Annotated in this window: 15 protein-coding genes and 1 pseudogene; 6 read left to right on the plus strand and 10 right to left on the minus strand. The window is 55.1% G+C overall.

The genetic code is table 11. From position 1 onward, the window contains the following. Positions 1–47: 47 nt before the first annotated feature. From AC0TNJ_RS01055 to AC0TNJ_RS01075, 5 genes are all read right to left on the minus strand, one after another. On the minus strand, positions 48–1,187 hold the full coding sequence (locus AC0TNJ_RS01055) for a glycosyltransferase family 4 protein (RefSeq protein WP_473769949.1): 1,140 nt from the start codon (positions 1,185–1,187) through the stop codon (positions 48–50). Further along, entirely contained in the window at positions 1,187–2,431 is a 1,245-nt protein-coding gene (locus AC0TNJ_RS01060; protein WP_473769950.1) for a glycosyltransferase family 4 protein, read from the minus strand. The genes AC0TNJ_RS01055 and AC0TNJ_RS01060 overlap by 1 nt, the downstream gene beginning before the upstream one ends. Positions 2,432–2,439: 8 nt before the next feature. After that, complete coding sequence (locus tag AC0TNJ_RS01065) at positions 2,440–3,216, minus strand: polysaccharide deacetylase family protein (RefSeq protein WP_473769960.1); 777 nt, start codon at positions 3,214–3,216, stop codon at positions 2,440–2,442. Positions 3,217–3,308: 92 nt separating this feature from the next. Continuing rightward, on the minus strand, positions 3,309–4,601 hold the full coding sequence (locus tag AC0TNJ_RS01070; protein WP_473768820.1) for an O-antigen ligase family protein: 1,293 nt from the start codon (positions 4,599–4,601) through the stop codon (positions 3,309–3,311). A gap of 1 nt (position 4,602) precedes the next feature. Then, complete coding sequence (locus AC0TNJ_RS01075; protein ID WP_473769951.1) at positions 4,603–6,120, minus strand: GumC family protein; 1,518 nt, start codon at positions 6,118–6,120, stop codon at positions 4,603–4,605. Positions 6,121–6,454: 334 nt separating this feature from the next. Between AC0TNJ_RS01075 and AC0TNJ_RS01080 the strand changes: the two genes are divergently transcribed. Both AC0TNJ_RS01080 and AC0TNJ_RS01085 read left to right on the plus strand, forming a co-directional pair. Further along, on the plus strand, positions 6,455–7,735 hold the full coding sequence (locus AC0TNJ_RS01080; protein WP_473769952.1) for a lipopolysaccharide biosynthesis protein: 1,281 nt from the start codon (positions 6,455–6,457) through the stop codon (positions 7,733–7,735). Then, positions 7,736–8,857 carry a hypothetical protein gene (locus AC0TNJ_RS01085; RefSeq protein ID WP_473769953.1) on the plus strand — a complete coding sequence of 374 codons (1,122 nt, stop codon included), beginning with the start codon at positions 7,736–7,738 and terminating at the stop codon, positions 8,855–8,857. Here the strand turns inward: AC0TNJ_RS01085 and AC0TNJ_RS01090 are convergent. Both AC0TNJ_RS01090 and AC0TNJ_RS01095 read right to left on the minus strand, forming a co-directional pair. Beyond that, complete coding sequence (locus AC0TNJ_RS01090; protein ID WP_473769954.1) at positions 8,851–11,043, minus strand: glycoside hydrolase; 2,193 nt, start codon at positions 11,041–11,043, stop codon at positions 8,851–8,853. The genes AC0TNJ_RS01085 and AC0TNJ_RS01090 overlap by 7 nt on opposite strands. Continuing rightward, positions 11,043–12,038: a glycosyltransferase family 2 protein gene (locus AC0TNJ_RS01095; protein ID WP_473769955.1), complete on the minus strand. Its 996-nt coding sequence runs from the start codon at positions 12,036–12,038 to the stop codon at positions 11,043–11,045. The genes AC0TNJ_RS01090 and AC0TNJ_RS01095 overlap by 1 nt, the downstream gene beginning before the upstream one ends. A gap of 138 nt (positions 12,039–12,176) precedes the next feature. Here AC0TNJ_RS01095 and AC0TNJ_RS01100 point away from each other — a divergent pair, with 138 nt between their 5' ends. Then, on the plus strand, positions 12,177–13,304 hold the full coding sequence (locus AC0TNJ_RS01100; protein WP_473769956.1) for a GNAT family N-acetyltransferase: 1,128 nt from the start codon (positions 12,177–12,179) through the stop codon (positions 13,302–13,304). A 221-nt stretch (positions 13,305–13,525) separates the two neighbouring features. Continuing rightward, on the plus strand, positions 13,526–13,744 hold the full coding sequence (locus AC0TNJ_RS01105; RefSeq protein WP_473769961.1) for a hypothetical protein: 219 nt from the start codon (positions 13,526–13,528) through the stop codon (positions 13,742–13,744). Positions 13,745–14,170: 426 nt separating this feature from the next. Here AC0TNJ_RS01105 and AC0TNJ_RS01110 read toward each other — a convergent pair whose 3' ends face one another. Continuing rightward, a complete protein-coding gene (locus AC0TNJ_RS01110; RefSeq protein ID WP_473769957.1) occupies positions 14,171–15,034 on the minus strand; it encodes a transporter substrate-binding domain-containing protein in 864 nt (287 codons plus the stop codon). A gap of 225 nt (positions 15,035–15,259) precedes the next feature. Between AC0TNJ_RS01110 and AC0TNJ_RS01115 the strand changes: the two genes are divergently transcribed. Then, positions 15,260–17,140: a glycosyltransferase family 2 protein gene (locus tag AC0TNJ_RS01115; RefSeq protein WP_473769958.1), complete on the plus strand. Its 1,881-nt coding sequence runs from the start codon at positions 15,260–15,262 to the stop codon at positions 17,138–17,140. On the opposite strand, the gene ppk2 is transcribed toward AC0TNJ_RS01115, so the two are convergent. After that, a complete protein-coding gene (ppk2, locus tag AC0TNJ_RS01120) occupies positions 17,083–18,027 on the minus strand; it encodes a polyphosphate kinase 2 (protein WP_473768829.1) in 945 nt (314 codons plus the stop codon). The genes AC0TNJ_RS01115 and ppk2 overlap by 58 nt on opposite strands. A 112-nt stretch (positions 18,028–18,139) precedes the next feature. Here ppk2 and AC0TNJ_RS01125 point away from each other — a divergent pair, with 112 nt between their 5' ends. Further along, entirely contained in the window at positions 18,140–19,432 is a 1,293-nt protein-coding gene (locus AC0TNJ_RS01125) for an ATP-binding protein (protein WP_473769959.1), read from the plus strand. 8 nt (positions 19,433–19,440) lie between these two features. On the opposite strand, the pseudogene AC0TNJ_RS01130 reads toward AC0TNJ_RS01125, so the two are convergent. After that, a pseudogene (locus AC0TNJ_RS01130) lies at positions 19,441–19,731 on the minus strand (integrase core domain-containing protein); the annotation flags it as partial. Positions 19,732–19,914: the final 183 nt, after the last annotated feature.

Here is a 19,914-nt window from a genome sequence, read left to right on the forward strand (position 1 = left end):
CGCCACACCGGCGACTTTTGGGAACAGATTCATCCATCCATATTCCCTTACTCCCCTATTCCCCTACTCCCTTCCTCATAGACCTTCAGCGTGCGATCAGCGATCCCGCTCCAGCTATAATCCCGTGCAATCCAGTCGATCATTTCCTGCGACTGCTCGCTGGTTAGAGGTGTATCGATTTTCTGCCGCAGCGCGCTCGCCAAAGCATCGATATCGCCCAATGGAAAGTAGCTGTCTTTCGAAAGCCCCACTTCGACATTCGCAGTGATATCGCTTGCAAGTACGTTCAAGCCGTATCCCATCGCTTCGAGAAGCGCGATCGGCATGCCCTCATGGCTGGAAGGCAACACGAATAGTGCCGCCTGACTGAACAATGCCGAGAGCTCGTCGCCCCGCAGCGCGCCCGTCAGCACGACGCCCGGCACAGTTTCAGCTCTTGCGCGAACAGTCGCAGCATATTCAGCCGTATATTCCGCTGATCCGATCAGGGCCAGTTTGAGAGAAGGATCGGAAAGCTTCGCGAAGGCCTCGATGAGATCAAGCTGACGTTTTTCTGGAACGATCCGCGCCACAAGAGCAATGTAGCGTTTCGGAGCGAGGCCGTGTTTTTCCAGCCACGTCGTGTCGGTACAGGCTGGCCGAAGCGTGACGCCATTGGGGATAAAAGTGATCGGCACGTGATAATGCTGCCGCATGGTTTTTGCGATATCGTTGGACACTGCGATCCGCGCATTTGCAAAGCGCATGCCGCACCATTCGCCAAGCTTCAGCATTGCGCGCGCAAGCCGTCCCCACTTCTGACGGTTATAATCAAAACCGTGATGCGTCACGACCGTACGCAGTCCGAAAAGGCGTGCCAGCGGAACGGCAAGCGCCGGACCGATTGCGTGAATGTGCAAAATATCCGGACGACTGAAACCGGCTCTCAGCACGCCCAACACCGTGTGCACAATTGCCTCGAACTTCATGGAGGTCGGCGCCCAGCCTGGCGTCACCTGTACCCCCTCCCAGACATAGGGCTGCTTCTTTTCAAGATAAGGACGGCGTCCGATGACCTCGACATCCCAGCCTTTCGTCACATAAAGCCGGGCGAGCTCTTCGACATGTTTTTCCACGCCGCCCTGCACATTCGGAACGCCGCGAAGTCCCAGCATCATGACGCGAGGCCGCTTGTCGTTTCGAACCATCAAAGTGCTCCCAACTCGGCATAAAGCTCCAGCGTGCGGTTTCTGTATGCCTGTGGCGAGAATTCATTGCCCGCCCAGAGGCGGCCTGCCTCTCCCATCTTGCGCCGCGCCTGCGGAGCCAATCGCGCAAAAGCGCCCAGGACGCGGGCGAGATCGTCAATATCGCCCGTACGCGAAACCATCCCGGTCTCGCCTTCGATAATCATTTCGGGAATTCCGCCAATGTCCGCGCCGATCACCGGCACCCCAAGTGCATAGGCCTCCAGAATACTGATGGGGGCGTTCTCATACCATTCAGACGGCAGAACAAGCGCTTTCGCCTCGCCGATCAGCCGATACAGCCGTTCGCCTGAGACATAGCCTGCAAAGGTGACATCGCCACCCGTCTCGGCCGCAAGTGCCTTCAATGATTGTTCTTCCGGTCCCGTGCCAGCAATGACAAGTTTCTGTCCGGCAAGAGCCGCCGCGCGAATGAGCGTACCGATCCCCTTTTCCGGCGCCAGCCGCCCGACATAGGCGAAATAATCGCCCTCATCCGTATAGGGTTTCAGATCGTCCGTATGGGCGAAATTGGGAATGTAGACCAGTTTCTCTTCCGGCCAGCCCCATTCAGCAAGCTTTGCAATATAGAAGCGGCTTGGCACGACGATACGGTCAAGCGTGTTGCGATATAGGCCGAGCATGCGATGAATTGCCGTCTCAACGAGCACCAGACCGCTTAACGCCGTGGAATCCTTGATGCATTTGTGAAGCGCCACATTATAGATGCGCCCGCCCTTGCAGCGCTCGCATATCTGGTTGTGTGACAGCATCTTATAGGCCGGACAGGCAAGTTTCAGGTCGTGGGCCGTCATGACTGTCGGAATTCCAGCGTCTTTCAGAACCGGGAAAATCGACGGCGATAGATGATGATAGATATTGTGTGCATGCGCGACATTGGGACGAAAGTGCTCGATCAGCGCCTTGATCCGGTCCCGCGCCTCCCATGAATAGATGATCTTGCCCGCCTGCACGACTTTGGTCAGCGGGCTGCTTTCCCGTCCATACTCTATTTCGGACACGAAATAGGACGACCAGTCGGACGCAAAATTATCTGGATGCTGCATGGCAAAGGGTGCGGTTTGCCAGCCGATTTCGGAAAAGAGCTTGATGTGATCGAGAAAAACTGTTTCGGCACCACCGCGCCGATAAAAGTAATTGTTGATCGCCAGCAGGCGATGTTCCCTGTCATTTACATGCGTCAAGCAGCACCTCATTGTACGCCAAGGCGCGCCAGCGCCTCGCGAACGGAAAGAACAGCCGCTCCGCTCTTCGCCGCATGGGATACGAGGCGTTCAAAGGTCTCAGGCCTGCACCCGAATTCAGTCGGCGTATCGCTGATATCATGCGTATAAAAGACGAGCCAGCCAGGATTGGCACTAAGATCATCGATCCAGCGGGTCTGGCGCGCAGCCCCGTCGTCTGGCTGTCTTATTTCCACGGCCTGCAAAAAGGCAAGATCAATCATGCCGCGATTGATGCGATTGCCGCCGCCGCGACAAGTCGCGAAACGGCCGGCAAAAAGCCGTCGCGACATGACGGACGAAGCGCAATAGGGGTAGGCAAAGCTGCGCTGTTCGATACGATCAGGCTCAAACGCATCGAGATAGGCCGTGTTGCGGTCAAGGTCAGCCGCTATTTCCTGCGCATTGACGTAAGGCACATTGAGGTGGCTATAGGTATGGCAGCCCAGTTCATGCCCACGCTCGACCAGCTTCCGGCAGCCCTCCTGCGTAATCAGGTTTCTTTTGGTTTCTTTCGTGCCAACCAGATTCCCTGCGATATAGAATGTTCCGCGAACCCCATACTTCTCCAGAATGGCAGCCCCGGTGCATTGCGCCGTGTCAGGCACATCGTCAAACGTAAAAGTAATGATCCGTTCATTCTCCGGCAGGCAGCACGGCCGCAATGGAAAGCGACGGCTGATACTGTCGTTCAGCCGTGTGACATACCATTCCAGGCGACTGCGCGCCCTTTCAAGACCGTTCATGTCCGCCACTGCACTGCCTTCCCCAAAGCTATCTCAGAGCCTGTTCAAAATCGCCATCCCGGCCTGCAAACGGCGTTTTTTAATTCAGACTCTCAGACAAGCCTTGCCTTAGCCTGCAAACGCAATCCGAAGATGGCAACCATGATACAGAACCAAACTGCCCCACCGTTCTGAAAGAACGTACTTTCCATACAAGACATATATAATCCATAAAGCCAAAGCCGAATGTACAGGAGCGTTAATATAGGATTGTTATCTGTTCTTTCCGCTTCCTTAATATACCGAAGGGGCAGGATCATTATCCAGAAAAGTGTCAAAACCAGACCGATAATGCCGGCATTGATCATCATATCGAGAAACGAATTATGCGCATTGAAAGCGGCGACAGCCCAGCTTGCGCCACCGCCGCCTGCATAGACCATTTCAGGCGTCTTCCAAAACGAGTCCAGACCATAGCCGAAAATCGGTTTGGCCGAGATCGCAGAGAATGCAAGTTTCCAGATATCTGACCGATTGGTGAAGCTGGCGTCAACTCCCAAGTTTTGGACAAGCTCCCGCAAGGGATCGAATACAGCGGCCCCGACGGCAATAATATTAAAGGCCGCGATCCCGCCAATCGCGATGAAAACACGCGTCCATTTCAGCCGTACAAACATCTGCGACATCAAGACGATAAACGGCAGCATCGCCGTCGACGTCTTGCCGCCCGTATGCAGAACAAAGACCACACAAAGCGCAACAATCAGCAATCCGGTTTTCGGCAAGCCGGTTTTCCAGACGTAGAGCCCGAAAAAACTCAGCAGAACCAGAGAGGCAGCGGCAGCATTCTTGTGCGGATAGTGACCACGCCATGCACCGGCCAGCATGGGCTCAATGACTTCGGTAGCCTGATGAATGGCACGTTGTGGCAAAAAGATTACGCCGAAATAGGCCAATGCCAGCGTTATCAGCGAGCCGATCGCCAACAACCGCGCCAGCTGGCGTTCAGACTGCGGCAGCAGGAGAAAGATGCTTGCATTTAACGCAGTCAGAACAGACAAAACCACTTTTTTGCCTGCGATCAGGGGATGAGCAGACGGCAAGGCTGTCACGAAAAGCCAGAAGAAAACCAGACCGATCAAAACGCGCGGTTGCAAGACGGCATCGCGCATCGAGCTGCTAAGCGCACAAACCAGAAAGCCGCCCGTGAGAAACAAGGTGACCAACTGATTGAGCGAACTGGATTCAGCGGCTTTAGCCGACACCCCGGTCACGGCGCCAAGATCAGGATAGGGATTCGTCCCGACCCAGATAAACAGGAACATACAAAGAAAAAAAGCGGCCCCAATAGCCGACGAGACCTGTGGCCGGATCCCTTCACGGTAATGTACCGACAGTTCAGCCAAGTCAGACCAGACCCTCACGGTTTCGGCGCCATGCACCAAGATAGCTCAGACCCAGTACAAGAACCACACCGAGGCCCGTTCCGGCAATGCCGCCAGCGGCACCCAGCACCACCGTCTTGGGCGGCCAGCTGCGGCCTATTGGCGGAATTGCCGTCGAAATAATGCGGATATTGGTCGCATCGAGCTGCTGGCGCTGGCTTGTCTCCGACGAGCGGGTCAGGAACGTGTTGTAGATCGAAACTTTCGCGGCCATGTCCCGCTCGAGGTCCGAAAGCTGGACCTGGGCATCATTGTCGAGTGCGACAGCCGAACGTGCGGAAGCTGCCTGTGCATTGAGCGCAGCAACGACCGCATTCGCCTGATCAAGATCGACCTTCGCCGATTGCAGGATACGTGCCCGTTCCTGCATCATCTGCTGTTCCAGACCTGCAAGCTGGCGCTCCGTATTTATAAGTTCCGGGTAACGTGGCCCATAAGTCATGGCGAGAGCGTCGTAACGCTGTTTCAGCGACGCATATTGGCCACGCAGGTTCGTCATCGTGGGCGACTGCAACGTGCTTGCCGGGCTGACGGCGCTGCCGGTGTCCCTGGTCAATTCCTCGTAGCGCGTGCTTGCGTCAGCAACTCGCGCCTTGGCATCGACCAGCTTGGAGTTGATCTGCGTCATCGACTGGGTGCTGACGAGTTCCCCTCCTGCCGTCTGCAGACCATGCGCCCTGCGAAACGCCGCGACTTTCTCTTCCGCTTCCGTCGCAGCCTTCTGCAAGGTGGCCAGACGTTCGGACAGGGCGGTGGCGGCCCGCCCTGCTCCGTCGGCATCCGCTTGGGCAACCTCTTCCTGAAAGGCATTCGCGAGGGAATCGGCAACCCTGACCGATTTTTCCGGACTGTCCGTCCAAACCGCAATCGTAACCAGATACGAACGCTCGGGCCGCGTAACGTTGATGCGTTGCGACAACGCGCGCACTGCGGTCAGCGTGTCGTCTTTCGGGCCTGCCGGTTTGCTGAGGCCAAGCATGGCTCGAAGATCGAAAGCTGGCGGTGGAGGAACAAACTCGGCATCGTCGTTCAGTTTCAAATCCGTCACGACCCGCCGGAGCACGTTGCCGGAAGTCAGGATGCGCATCTTGCTTTCGATGTCGAGAATCTGACTATCCGCCTGCAAACTTTGGGCATAGACATCGTTCGGCAGCAATTGAAGACCGGAGGGCGGCACCAGCAAATCCGTGTAGGCGGTATATCGCGGCTTTGCCGTCATGCCATAGGCAAGCCCGGCCAGCCCGCCTATGACGGCGAGCAAAGCTATCGGAATCCACCTTGCACGCAGCCAGGCGAGCGCCTGGAAAAGATCGACTTCAGGCAGCATCAATCCTTTGCTTGCGGGCGCGACCGTTTCCTCTTCGCGGACGACATATGTTTGGTGCCTGACTGCGCGCGGCCGGTTATCGGCAGACACCAGCTCTTCACTGGCAGTCTCCGTTATCCGTGCTTTGGAAGCGAGATCGCGCAAGGTATACATTAGTTACCCCTAAAATTCAGTCAGAAGCGCAAACTTGGCGCTACTGTTTCCTTAGACTTAAAGATTAAAAAATTCGGTTAATGAAAGGCAATCACACTTGAGAGTGTCGCTAAAATGCAAATGGCGGTCAATTACTCCTTCGGTTTCTGAAAAATTTTCGTCGGCATGCTTGGCACCTGGAGTTTTTCGGGATTAAGAGAAATGGAACATATGTCTCGCCACCAAAAATACGCGAAACGATCCGATTCCCTACTTGCTTGTCTCTTGAAATTCTGAGCGTCATTCTCCCAAAAGCACGCCTGGCAGGAGCGCCCCGAAAATTCGGTATGAAATATTGAAACGCCATTGGTCGACATTCCTGTCCTACGCAGCTTCCAGCGGGAGCCTTTTTGCAGCAAATATCGCACAGCTTTTTACATTTGCCATTCTGGCGCGGTATCTCGGTTCGCATGAATTCGGTTTGTTTGTGACGGTGATGGCCGTTACCAGCATCGCCACCTTCATCTGCGGCCTGGGCGGAGCAGAATGCCTCGTGCGCCGCGTGGCACAAGATCGGGCGATCTATCCGGCAATGCTGGGGCACAATCTCATTCTTATCGGAATAACCGGTGTTGTCCTCGTTGCTGCCGGCATGCTGATATTACCATTCTGGTTGAGCGGCTCTCCGGAGTTTACGGGAAATCTGGTCGGGCTTTTCCTGCTGCTCGTCACCAATATCGTTCTGGTGCGCCTTATCCTGCTCGTCGAGCAGATCTATATCGCGCATACCGATTTCGTATCCGCCAATCTTTCCGTTGTCGGGTTTGCCATTGCCCGCACCATTGCCGCAGCGATTGCCTGTCTTCTGTTCGGTGTCTCCACCGTTGTCGGATGGGCCTACTGGCAATTTGCAGTCCATGTCCTGGTCGCCGTCGTCTATGGCTTGTTCCTGCGCAGGCTCGGGCGGCCGCAATATACAATCGTCCGCGATGAACTTCGGCTCGGCGTGATGTTCGCGTCGCAGTTCATTTTCAGGGCAGTGCGCCAGAATGCCGACCTTCTGCTTCTCGGCACTTTGATGCCGCCCAGCATCGTCGGCAGCTATGGCGTCACCCGCCGCATCATCGACAGCAGTACCTTGACTATCGAGGCGATGAATCGCCTTGTCTATCCTCACCTGGCGCGTGCGAGCGCAAACGGCATCCATCATGCCCTGCCGATCACAATGCGCCTGCTTGGTGCCGCATTTGCCATCGGCGTATTAACGTCGCTGGCCGTGTTTATCATTGCACCCTACCTGCCATATCTGTTTGGCAGCGAGTATGACACGCTGGTTTCCTTCTGCCGCACGCTTTGCTGGGTCACCGTGTTTGTTGCCCTGTGGTCGATTGCGGTCGATCTTCTGGGGGCTTCCAGCCAGCACAGCTATCGCACCGCTGTCCTCAACACAGGCAATATTCTCGGCGCCCCGCTCCTGGCGCTGGCAACGTGGTACGCGCCCATCACGGGAACTTTCGCGGCCATTTACGCAATTGAAATCAGTATTGTGCTGGCATCATGGGGATGCGTTATCTACCTCGTTCGCCGGAGTCGTGACGCAGAAGCGAAGAAAGCGGTTTCAACAGTGGGGGCTTAGATGGCGGACATCTCGATCTCGGCAAACGACGTCAAGTCGCGGCGCGTTCGCGCGATGAAGACTGATGATATCCCCGCTATTCGCACGCTCTTCCAGCAAGTTTTTCGTCCACATTCAAAGTCGCGCCACGAGACTTTCGATCCGTATTTTCAAAAGTTCTTTTTTGAAAACCCATATTACGACCCGGCGATTGGCAGCGTGGTCCATGAGAACGAGCACGGTGAGATCGATAGCGCCATCTCGGTCCTGCCTATCCCCTACAGGGTCAACGGCCAATCGATCATGGGGCGATTGCTTTGCGCTTTCATGATGAAGCCGGAAATGTCGCCACGCGGCGCCGCCGAATTGACACTCACTTTGCGTCCGAGCGAGAAAATCCTCAACTTCACCGACAGCGCCGCCCCCGTGAGCCTCAAGCACTCCGAAGCGATCGGCGGGATAACACTCGGCACACACGGGCTCGGATGGACACGTGTATTCCGAGCGGCCAGCTATGTGGCCAATTACGTTGCCGAACGGCGTCCGATCCTCGGCGGATGGGCGACCAGTTCAGTGGGCAGAATACTCAACCCGCTCTTTCCAATTCCCGCGATCAAGAAAACAGCCAAATCTCGGGCAGATGTGAGGGAAATTGCGCAAGAAGAAGCCATATCTCTCGTTCCCGGTTACCTGCAGAGCTATTTGGCGCATCCAGCCTGGACAGAAAGCGACGTCAACTGGCTCTTCCGGATGGCTTCAGACAATCATGCTGCCGGTGCCTTGCGGTTCTGCGCGATCAACGACCGCACCGGAAGCCCGGGCGGCTTCTTTTGTTACTATACGCGCCCCAATGGCATCGCAGAAGTTCTGAACATCATCACAAAAGCGGGAATGGAAAAACATGCCGTCGATGCGATGCTGATCCACCTGCAGGATGAAGGGCATATCGCGGCACAAGGAAGGGTTGATCCGCGTTATCTCAATGCGCTTTCGCAGCAGTCGATCATGTTCTTTCGCCTGAAAGCCAATGTCTGCGTTGCGACAGCAAACGTGGAAATGCTGAATGCCATTCAGCGCGGTGATATCTTTATTGGCGGTCTTGCAGGCGAAAGCTGGAGCAGGTTGTCGACCGATTTCTATTGAACGGCGAGCTTCCTTTCCAAAAGAAAGAAAGTAGTCGGCCCCGCCTTGCCTGCACCATTATCCAACCGGAATGCAATCGGGCCAGACCCGGCGGCTATTTTTTCGTGAACCTTGCCGTCAAGGCCAACAGGCGACAGTGCCCATGAAACCGTGTTTCCTGCCAGATTCACATCCACGCGATTGCGCAGCAAAGTAACCGGCAGACGCCCCCAATCCTCAATAATCTTCTGCGCCTTGTCACGGAAACGCATATCGGAATTGCGCGCATCGCTGGCGAAAATTACAAGCAGCTTTTCGCTGTCCTTCAGCCCTTTTCCATCAATTGCCGAAACTGCAAACAGCCCCCTCGCCTCCGCATTGCCGAGGGACAGCTCCTTCAAGGTCACGTGATCTCTCAGCTCGGCAAAGGCAATGGCCTCGGTCTCAGGCGTAACAACCTGCATGCGCTGTTTGTTGCGGTCGAGCATGACCTGGCCCGTGACGCTTTCAAACAAGCCTTGCGACGGATCAGTGGCGTTATCGTGCGGCAGCAGTTCTGCCGCTTTCAAGCGCTGCAATACATTGCCGAGCGATACACTCCGATAGTCGACCGCAACCGATTTTTGCAGGCCCTGCGGCCAAGTCAGCCCTTTCGCTGCAAGACCTATTCCACCGACAAGCGCCAATGGCTTCAGTCGCGCCGGTTCCCGGAACTCGAGCGATTCACCAAGACTCGCTTCTCCCTGCATCAGAAACGGTACATTGAAAGGTGCCGTTTCGACGTCGCCCCTGCGAAACAGCAGCGACGCCAGTGTTTCGCCGGCACGAGCAACGGGATCCGCAGCGAAAGTATAGGGTACGATGCGTTGGCGGAACGGAGCCGCCTCATCGAAAGCAAGCGTCAGCGGCCCTTGACCGTGGCGGCAAATACCATCCCAGCCCTGCAAGGCGGCATAGGTTGGCATCACTATTCCAGCTTCGTACCGATAACGGTTCCAGAACAGGTGCTCGTATTCTGTCGCGAGGAAAGGCCGCCCGAGCCAACGTCCGGCAGCGATTTCACCGACGTAGGACGCGGCGTCGGCAATCGAACTGGTGTCCTTGATTTCGGTACCCGGATCAAGCGTTCCGATCCAGTCATGATAGGTATTGGCAACGACCGCTTGCTGGTTCTGTCGCGAAAGAGCCGTTTGGACCGTGAACCAGTTGTTATAGGGAGCGACGAGGCCGCGATAACCAAGATCGCGCAGCGCCTGCTCCAGACGCCGGGTCAACAAACGCTCTCTCTCAACGAGAAAAGCCTGAAAATCCCGGAGCCGTCCGCCACCTCCGCTCCGGCTTTCCGGCAAACGGATGGTTCGCTGCTCCAGATTTTCGCCGGATGCCAAGCCGCCCCAGGCTCGTGACAAGGCACGGGTATCCGCATATCGCTTTTTCAGAAATGCATTGAATGCCGAACGATAGCCGGTCCAGAATGTTGTCCCGTCACCGGGCTCGTGGACAAAGCTCGTAAACTCGATGCCGTTTTCGTTGAACGGAATGATCAGCGCCAGCGCAGGGTCTTGCAAAGGTACAAGTCCCGTATAGGGATTGACCGTGGCATAGACTTCTTTCTGAAAACGCAGCCAGTGATCGAATGCCGCATCGTCGACATAAATCCGGCGTTTCAGATTGCCGTCCGGCCCCCATCGATCGGTGTCCTTGCCGCCCAAAGCGCCGCTTTCGGAAGTAAGTCCGTCGATAATCCAGTAGATACCTTCGCGCTTGAGCGCCGCCATCAGATAGCGCATCCGGTCAAGGGCCTCAGAGCGGAAATCAAAATCTCGCGCCTGCCCGAGCATCAGATCGGCATCGACGAAGTGAAACCGGGCTATATTGTAACCGTGCAGGCGGAGCTGCCGTACATATCGATCAATAAAAGCGTGATCCACCGCCCGCGACGACGGCGGCCCCCAGGCAATGGACGCACATTGCAACCGCAGCGCCTCGCCCGGCTTGTCAGCATGCGCGAAATGCCCGTCGGCATTTGCGATCAGGCGATTTTTCTCTTCGATGGGCGCGTTGGCCAGAAATCCCGAAAAATCGAGAGGGCTCCCGGCAGAGATTTCGAGATTGTTTTCTTTGACCGGAAGCCATTCTTCAGCACCGGCACCGGACATTGCGAGGCCAATCAACAAGGCGGATAAGGCCAGTCGCCGCATGTCCATCAGGGTTCCCTTATAACCTTGCTCTCAATCCATTCGGTCGGTTTGCGGCGCGGCTGAAAAAAGCCGAGGGGCAGTGCTGCCGCATGAAATATCCACGCCACCACCGCGTAGACACCAAGTTCGATACTACGCGTTCGGACACACATTGCCACGAACGGAACCACGACAATGATGGCAGCCACAACAATTGCGGGAAACCATCCCGGCACAAGAAACAGGGCAGCTATGACAGCCAGCCACCAGATATAAACCGCGCCCCAGAGCCGCAATTCCGGCAGTTCGCGAAACAGGTTTTTTTGATGCGGTTGCCCCATCGCAGCACGCAACACTTCACCGGTGCCGCGCAGGTATTTGCTTTTCCAGCGACGGACCAGAAGTTTGTAGGCGTTCATCGTATAGCCAAAATGCTGCACGAACGGCCGGTCCAGACGATGGAGTTTCCATCCATGGCTGCGCAGGCGAACACCGGCATCAAACTCTTCGTGACCGTGCAGATTGCGATCGGAAAAATAACCGGCCTGCTCAATGGCGCTGCGCCTGTAAAGCCCGCCGCCGTTCATGCGGTCGATATCGCCTGTCCGTGCTTCGGGCGAATACCGTTTTGAACGGCGCTGAAACTCCAGACTTTCCAAAATCTGGTCCACGACATGGCCGGTCACGCCGCCGACGTCCGGGTGGCTGTCGAGATAAGCAAGGGCGGCGGCAAGAAAATCCGGCTCAATTATCATGTCGCCATCGATCAGGCAGATAAATGGCTGTGTGGAATATTGAAAACCAAGCTGCGGACCGAGGCCGCAACTGGCCTGCGCGGGTGGCTCGATCTGCACGATCCTGATCGGATATGCCCGCGCGATTTCGATGGTGCGGTCGGTAGACCCACTGTCCGCTACGATGACTTCGACTTTTCCGCCGGGCAAAGCCTTCAGGGCGCTCTCGATGGCCGCGGCGATGCGCGCTTCCTCGTTCAAAGTCTTGATGATGATCGAAACAGACATCGTTGTCCTATTTACGAGAAAGCACGTTCGAAGCAGCACACCAGCCAGGCTGGCATTTCATAGTTTTCTTTGGTTTCAAATCTACTAAACCTTTCAACTACAAAATGAGATTCGACGCGGAGACCGTGAAAGACATTTATGATGACCGTTGATTTTGACATTCGAGTTTATAAAAACACGGAACAGTTATCCAGTGACTGGCCGGATGCCGATGACAAGACCGGTAGCGCATTTTTTGTTTTTCAGTCCAAATCCTTTATCCGGGCATGGGAAGCGAGCTACGGACAGAAATCCGGAACCGAGCTATGCCTGACCGAAGTTCGCCAGACGAACGGAGCCCCGCTTCTCTTTCTGCCTCTCTCTATCACGTCCGGCTACGGATCTCGCGTCCTTTCATTTATCGATGACGGTGTTAGCGATTATAACGGGCCCATTATATTTCCAGCGGCCGCGCAACTTTCGCGGGACGCTGCCGTTCGCATACTTGAAGCTGTCATTGCAACGGTTCCCTCTCATGACGTGATCGCGCTTTGCAAAATGTCAGAGCAGGTCGAAGGCATCGCAAACCCTTTGTGGCAGTTGACAAATCTTTCCTCGGAAGCGTCAACCCATGCAATTTCCTTGACTCGTCCAATGGAAGAGATCGAGCAGTCCATACAGGGCATAAGGAACATCAAGAAGCGGGACCGGGCGCTTCAGAAACTGGACGGTTTCCGTTTTTACGTAGCCCAAACGGAAACCCAGCGGCAGTCTCTTCTCGAAACGATGCTACGCCAGAAACAGCGTCGTTTCGAGGAAACTATGGTTCCGGGCTTCGATGCCCATCCTGAAAAGCGACGGTTCTTTGAAGAGGCGACCGAACAGCTTGCGCGACGCGATGCTCTTCATTTTTCGGCACTTGCGGTGGATGAGACGATATTGGCTACGATGTGGAGTGTCGTTCGTAATGGCCATTACTGCGCAATGATTACGACTTTTGAAGACTGTGAATGGAGCAGATACTCGCCCGGCAAGGTGATAATTCTGCATCTTTTGCACATGCTCAAAGCGGACGGCTACCAGTGTTTCGATCTGGGCTTTGGCGATGAGCCATGGAAGCAAGGCTTGCGTGACCGGACCGTTCCTATGCGTGACTATATCAGAGCGGTCACTCTTCGCGGGCATATATCGCTCACTCTCAACCGGTCGCTGGAACGGATACGCGCCACGGCGCTTTATCAGAAGTTACGTCCTTTGAAATGGCAGTTGCTGCGAAAGCTTCGATAGAGCATTTCCGAACCAAAAATGTGAAACGCCCACGCGGGGAAATCAGTCCCCGGACTGATTTCTAATCCCGCTTTGATGCATTCGGAAACGCGAAAAAACAAATAGAGAGAGCGGTTCCAACGATTCCGTTAAAACAGGAACCGCTCTTGTTGTTTGGTCCCAGCATGTGATGGTTTGTTTTTCGTTTGAAGATTTCGGGTTTTGTGTTGCTGAGTTGCTGGATGGCGATGTTCGATGCCATTTGCCGAGGAGACCGCACCGAAGATATGACCGACAAAACCGTTTTCAGCCCGTTTGCCATGCTGGACGAACTGAACTCCGTTATCCGTGAGAACGGTATGGATTTTGTATGGCACTGTTTTGACTGGGACCAAACACCTAGAAAAGCGATGCGATACTTTGAACGATTGCCCAGCCTAGGAATGTCGCTGGCACGCTGAGTGCAGCGAGCATGATGCCGAGAAACACATAGGCGGCTTCATTCGGCGAGCGTTTTGTTTGCTCCGGAGTCTTGTGCCATTGAGCAGGTACGCCATCGAACATTGTATATATCCTCCTTCTCCCTCACTTTGATTATTGATCGAAGGCGGAATTGTTCAAGTCAAAATAAATAGATGTATTTATTGGGTCTTTTGTGCTAAAAGCGGCGCAACTTAGCCTGATTTGTCTGTGCTTTCGCCGGATGGAAGACTCATTTTCCGCTTTATTTATTTGATAAAAAACAATTTTACTTTTTTACTGTAAGTATCGATATATCGGAAATTTCAAAAATATCTGAAAACTCGTTTAGTGGCGACCTTTTCCTGCGTCAAAATGGCACGCGATGGGGCGGGCGGATTCAACTGTCCGCCGGCCGGATATCCGGATCAGTAAAAGCTGTTCGGAAAATAGCGCAGGTAAAGCTCCGTCAGCGTGCCCTTCTGCTGCAAGGCTTGAAGGGCATTGTTGAAGGCGTTCACGAGAGGCGCATTTTGCTGTGCTACAGCGATGGAGAGGCCGCTGCCAAGAAATTGCGGCGCAAGATAAGGGCCTCCTGCAAAAGTGCAGCATGCATGACCTTCGGGACCGTTCAGCCACAATGAAAGCGCCATGCCGTCGTGAAACACGGCGCTGATCTTGCCGCCCTTGAGATCGGCGAGCATGAGGGAAGCATCGGCGTATGGTTTCGCGACTGCCTCGGGAAAATAGCTTTTCAGCAACTGCTCATGCGCTGTGCCGACAACGACGCCAACCTCCTTGCCCCTGGTGGCTGTCGCCGGATCGCCGTTGAAGACGTCAGCGTTGGCCGTCGCAAATCGTGCAGGCAGACGCATATAGGACCGCGTGAAGGCAAACTGTTCGCGGTTTGCATCGGTCGGTTTCCACCCGGCGATGATGGCTTCTGCCTGTCCGCCGAGCAATCGTTCCTCCAGCTCATCCCATGGCACGGCTTCGATCTGGCATATGTCGTCTACGCCCAATTGACGGCAAAGCGCCTTGGCAAGATCGACATTATAACCGGAAAGCTGTCCCCGGTCGCTCAGCATGTTGAATGGAGGGAAGTCGACTGTGGTGATGAGCCTCAACCGGCTGAGCGTTTGCAGTGACGGCGAGGGCAGCCGCTCCTTCTGGTTAATGAACGAGGGAGCCAGCGGCTTGGTGTCGGAAGCCTCTGCGCCGGAAGCTTCTGCGCCATGAATGCCACATGCGAATGTCAGCGCGATCAGCAGTCTGGAAGGGCGGCGTTTCATGACTGGCTTTTGGCCTCTTTTCTATAATTTCGCGTTAATTGAACAATCGGGTGGTGCGCATATTCACCCAAGGTTCCATGAAAATAAAGGTTGCAAATATCTCAGGGCATATTACTTTCCGATTGTAATTTTACCGAAATAATTAACTAATTAAGTATTCGGTAAAATTAGTATATACGCAAATTCATAAAATATAACATAAATATTCAGTAGTGCGGGGGTACTATGAGTAGTGTATCGACTGCGTTCGATCTGGAGATATGCAGCGCCATATCAGCCAGATTGGAGCAATGGGGTGTGTCTAGAGATGCGTTGTTGGGGGCCTATGGCGCGGCTGCTCACCATGGAACATCTTTCTGTGTGGAACTGGTTCAGAGAGGGGACGTCGCAGAATCGGTCATTTATGCAGCTATCGCTGATATTCTGGGAGTGGAGTTCACAAACGAAGCTATGCCGTCCCGCATTTTCGTGTCTGGCGAAGAGAAGCCATCGGCTTTCGTCGACGTCGGGCAGGTCATGGTTCTGGGAGCAGATGGGGGCAGTCATCTCTATATAGCTCCGTCGGAAAATCGCATCAGGGCGCTGCGGGATTATATTCTTGCAGCACCGCATTTGAAGAACCGGATACGTATCTGCACGCCGACACTTCTCAAGCAGATCATGCGGCAACGGCATCAGAAGGATCTGATCGCCCGGGCCTATGAGATGACGCCGCAGTCACTTTCCGCTGCCCGGGTTCTGGATACGCCGCAGGCATTCGTCATCGCCATGTCGATCTACGCTTTCTTCGCCTGCATGTTCAACTGGCCGGGAACCACGCTTCTTGTGCTCCATGTAGCGCTGTCTATATTCTTCTTCGGTTGCGTGATGATCCGCTTGTTCGCAGCTGTCTCCGGACAGCGGTTGAAGTTTCTCGAAATCAAGAAATGCCGGCCACGCGACTTGCCGACTTATTCCGTTCTTGTTCCGCTGTATCGCGAGCAGGATGTGGTTGGCCAGCTTGTCACGAGCTTGAAGCGGCTGAACTGGCCCGCCAGCAAACTCGATATCAAGCTGGTCTGCGAGAAGGATGATTTCGATACAGTATCGGCGATACGTTGTGAGCAGCTCCCGTCCAATTTCGAACTGGTTCTCGTGCCGTCCGGAGGTCCGAAGACAAAACCGAAGGCCTTGAATTACGCCTTGCAATTCGCGCGGGGCGAGATTGTTGCCGTTTTCGACGCCGAGGACCGTCCGCATCCTGATCAGTTACTTGAGGCCTGGCAGACTTTTCAGGCTGAAGGCGACGGGTTGGCCTGTGTCCAGGCGCCGCTGATAATCGGAAACTTTCGCCATAACTTGCTGACGCGCATGTTCGCGTTCGAATATGCTGCGCTTTTCCGCGGGCTGCTGCCATGGCTTGCTTCTCAAGGCCTTGTCATTCCGCTCGGGGGAACTTCCAATCATTTTCGGCGATCCTGTTTGGAAGAGGTTGGCGGCTGGGATGCCTACAACGTCACGGAAGATGCCGATCTTGGCGTGAGGCTCGCGCGGTTCGGCTATCGCATCGGCGTCATTACGCGTGGAACGATCGAAGACGCGCCGGTAAATTATGATGTATGGCGCAAGCAGCGGACACGCTGGCTCAAGGGCTGGATGCAGACATGGCTTGTCCACGGGCGCCAGCCGCGTGACACATGGCGCGAGCTTGGCTGGTTCAGATTTACCATCAATCAGATTTACTCTTTGGGCATAATCAGTTCTGCACTTCTGCATCCTCTGATGCTCGTCATGTTCGCTCTCCTGCTGATCAGCATGCTGTTCGAGCCCCTGACGACACACGGTCTGTGGCTGTTGGGGATCGATGTGACGAACATCCTGCTGGCCTATCTGAGCTTCTATCTTCTGGGTGCAAGGACGATGGAGCCAACGGAGCTTGGAGGCTATGCCTACCTGTTCTCGATCCCGGTATATTGGGTGTTGATCTCGATCTCGGCCTGGCGTGCCCTGTGGCAGCTGGTGCGTGTGCCTCATCTGTGGGAAAAGACGCCGCACCAGCCAAGCCTGTTTTATATCTCGGCAAATGACGAGGTGAGAAATGTGGAGCCGCGTCCGATGATCGATTGATCCTCGGCGCCGATTGCCTGAAGGTCTCTTCCTTCATAAGGCAGGGTCAAAAGGATGCGCCGGATTGCAGCCAGTCTGGCGCGCCTTTTGTCATTCGACCGGATGATCGTCCAGGGCGCGTAACCTGTATCGGTCCTTTCAAGCATGGTGTGCAATGCGTCGGAATAATCGTTCCAGCGCGATATGCCCGCCACATCCATAGGCGAAAACTTCCAGTTCTTGAGCAGGCTGTGGCGGCGCTCGTGAAAACGCTTGAGCTGCATTTCCTGGCCGATATCAAGCCAGAATTTGAAGAGATGAATGCCATCCGTAACAATCATCCGCTCGAAATCGGGTGTTTCGGTCAGGAACGTTTCAAGCTGCGCCGGCGTGCAGAAACCCATGACGCGTTCCACACCGGCCCGGTTGTACCATGAGCGATCGAATGTGACGAACTCGCCAGCCGTTGGAAAATGCGCGACATAGCGCTGGAAGTACCATTGCCCCTGTTCGGTTTCGGTAGGCTTCGGCAACGCCACATTGCGCGCGGTTCTGGGGTTCATGAACTCGCGGATCGTAAAGATGGTGCCGCCCTTGCCGGCAGCGTCGCGGCCTTCGAACACGCTGATGACGCGCCCGCCCGTATCCTGAAGCCAATATTGAAGCTTGACGAGTTCGATCTGAAGCCGCTCCAGCGTTTCTTCATATTCATCCGACTTCATTTTGGACGGATAGGGGTATCCGCCTGACCGCAACGCATTGTCATCGATCCATTTCGGCAGCTTCGGGTCATTGATGTCAAACGAGCGCGCCACGCCGTCAATTTTCAGCTTGATTGGCTTGTCGCCCGACTTTGCTTCGTCTTTTTTGTCTTTCTTTTTGTTAGCTGTCTTCGAACTGTCACCCACGGCAATTCCCTTTCGTTTATATCAAAGCATGATATGGGCTGTTTGGAAGCCGCGTAAAGGTGTTCCAGCATTTCCGGATAAAGTCGATGCCACAACCGCAGAAGGAAACAGCATGAGCGAGGCAGGCAACCGCACCGATCCAGAACCAGAAGCCGCGACGTCGATTTTCGAGCCGCTTCTGCGGGTCAAGGGCGTTGTGATCGCCAGCATTGTCCTTGCGGTTTGTGTGCTGGCACTGGATCTCCCGTTCTGGTTTCGCGCTGGCCTGCTGGCCCTTGTTGTTCTTGGCGCCGTGTGGCTTGCGAGCGAAGTTGCGGGCAGCGAACCGGACGAAATTCCAGTGAAAAGCATAGCGCCCAACGAAATGGCAGGCGTGTCCGGCGAGCGTCTGGCCGAACTTCTTACCGATCCTATGATCGTCTTTGATCATAGTGGCACGGTGTTGTTCATCAATTCGGCGGCTCTTGAAGCCTTCCAGTCACTGGAAACCGGAACAGCACTTTATCTGCGGTTCAGGGCGCCCGAAATGCACGCCCTTATTCAAGGGGTTATCGCTGACGGCGAAGCGCGAAGCATAGAATATTTCGAGCGTGTCCCGATTGATCGCTGGTTCAAGGCCATGGTCAAGGCCTTGCCCGGCAAGGATGGCAGGCCGGAACTTTTTGTCCTGCTTTTTCGGGATCAGAGTGAAACGCGCCGCATCGATCGCATGCGTTCGGATTTCATCGCCAATGCAAGCCATGAGTTGCGCACGCCTCTGGCTTCGCTCCGCGGCTTCATCGAAACGTTGCAAGGCCCCGCCCGAAACGATGCGGCTGCCCGCGATCGCTTTCTGGATATCATGCAGAAACAGGCCGAACGCATGTCGCGCCTGATTGATGATCTTTTGTCCCTGTCGCGACTTGAGATGCGGGCGCATCTGGCGGTCAGTGAATGCGTGGACATGACTTCCATTCTCAATCACGTCGCCGACACGCTCACTCCGTTGGCGGCGGGCCTCGACATCAATATCGAGCGAGTACTGCCGGATCATCCCGTGATGGTCACCGGCGCGCGTGACGAGCTTATTCAGGTGTTCCAGAATCTGGTCGAGAATGCCTGCAAATACGGACAGGCAGGCAAGCGGGTGATTGTCAAACTGGATGAAGACGATAGCGGCCGTTCTCCGGAGGTTGTCGCATCGGTTCAGGATTTTGGTCCAGGCATCGCTGCCGAGCATTTGCCCCGCCTCACGGAACGCTTCTATCGGATCAACGTGGAAACCAGCCGGGCGCAAAAGGGCACAGGTCTTGGCCTTGCCATCGTCAAACATATTCTCGCCCGCCATCGCGGACGCCTGGTCGTTCGCTCGCAGTTGGGCGAAGGGTCGACATTCACCGTGCGGTTGCCGAAGCGGGCTGCATGATTTCTAATGTTTGGTCCCAGCATGTGTTGGTTTGCTTTTCGTTTGAAGATTTCGGGTTTTGTGTGGCCGAGTTGCTGGATGGCCTCGAGCGGCGTTTTGAAGCGCAACGCTTTGAGTTGTTTGGCGTAATTATATGCCAGCAACCAATCCCGGACATGACGGCGTAGATCGGTGATGGAGGCATAGTGGAAGGATCGAATGGTGGCGTCCTTGATCGTCCGCACCATCCGCTCAGCCTGTCCATTGGTCCAGGGATGATAGCGCCTGGGCAGACGAGAGATGTCATGCCGTTGCAAGCAGCGATGCACGCTTGAGCGTGACAAAAAAGCCCCGCCTTTCGACGGGCCCCGTCAGCCTGCTGACAAACCCCTGGCTATGTCGGGGGTTTTGTGATTCTGTGGGTCATGTTGAAGAAACCCGCCGCCGAACAGACCGCGCTCGAGATGGTGACGCTCGATCAACTGGTCCCGAAAGATCATCTG

It is taken from the genome of Ochrobactrum sp. PL_is483 (genome assembly GCF_055816855.1).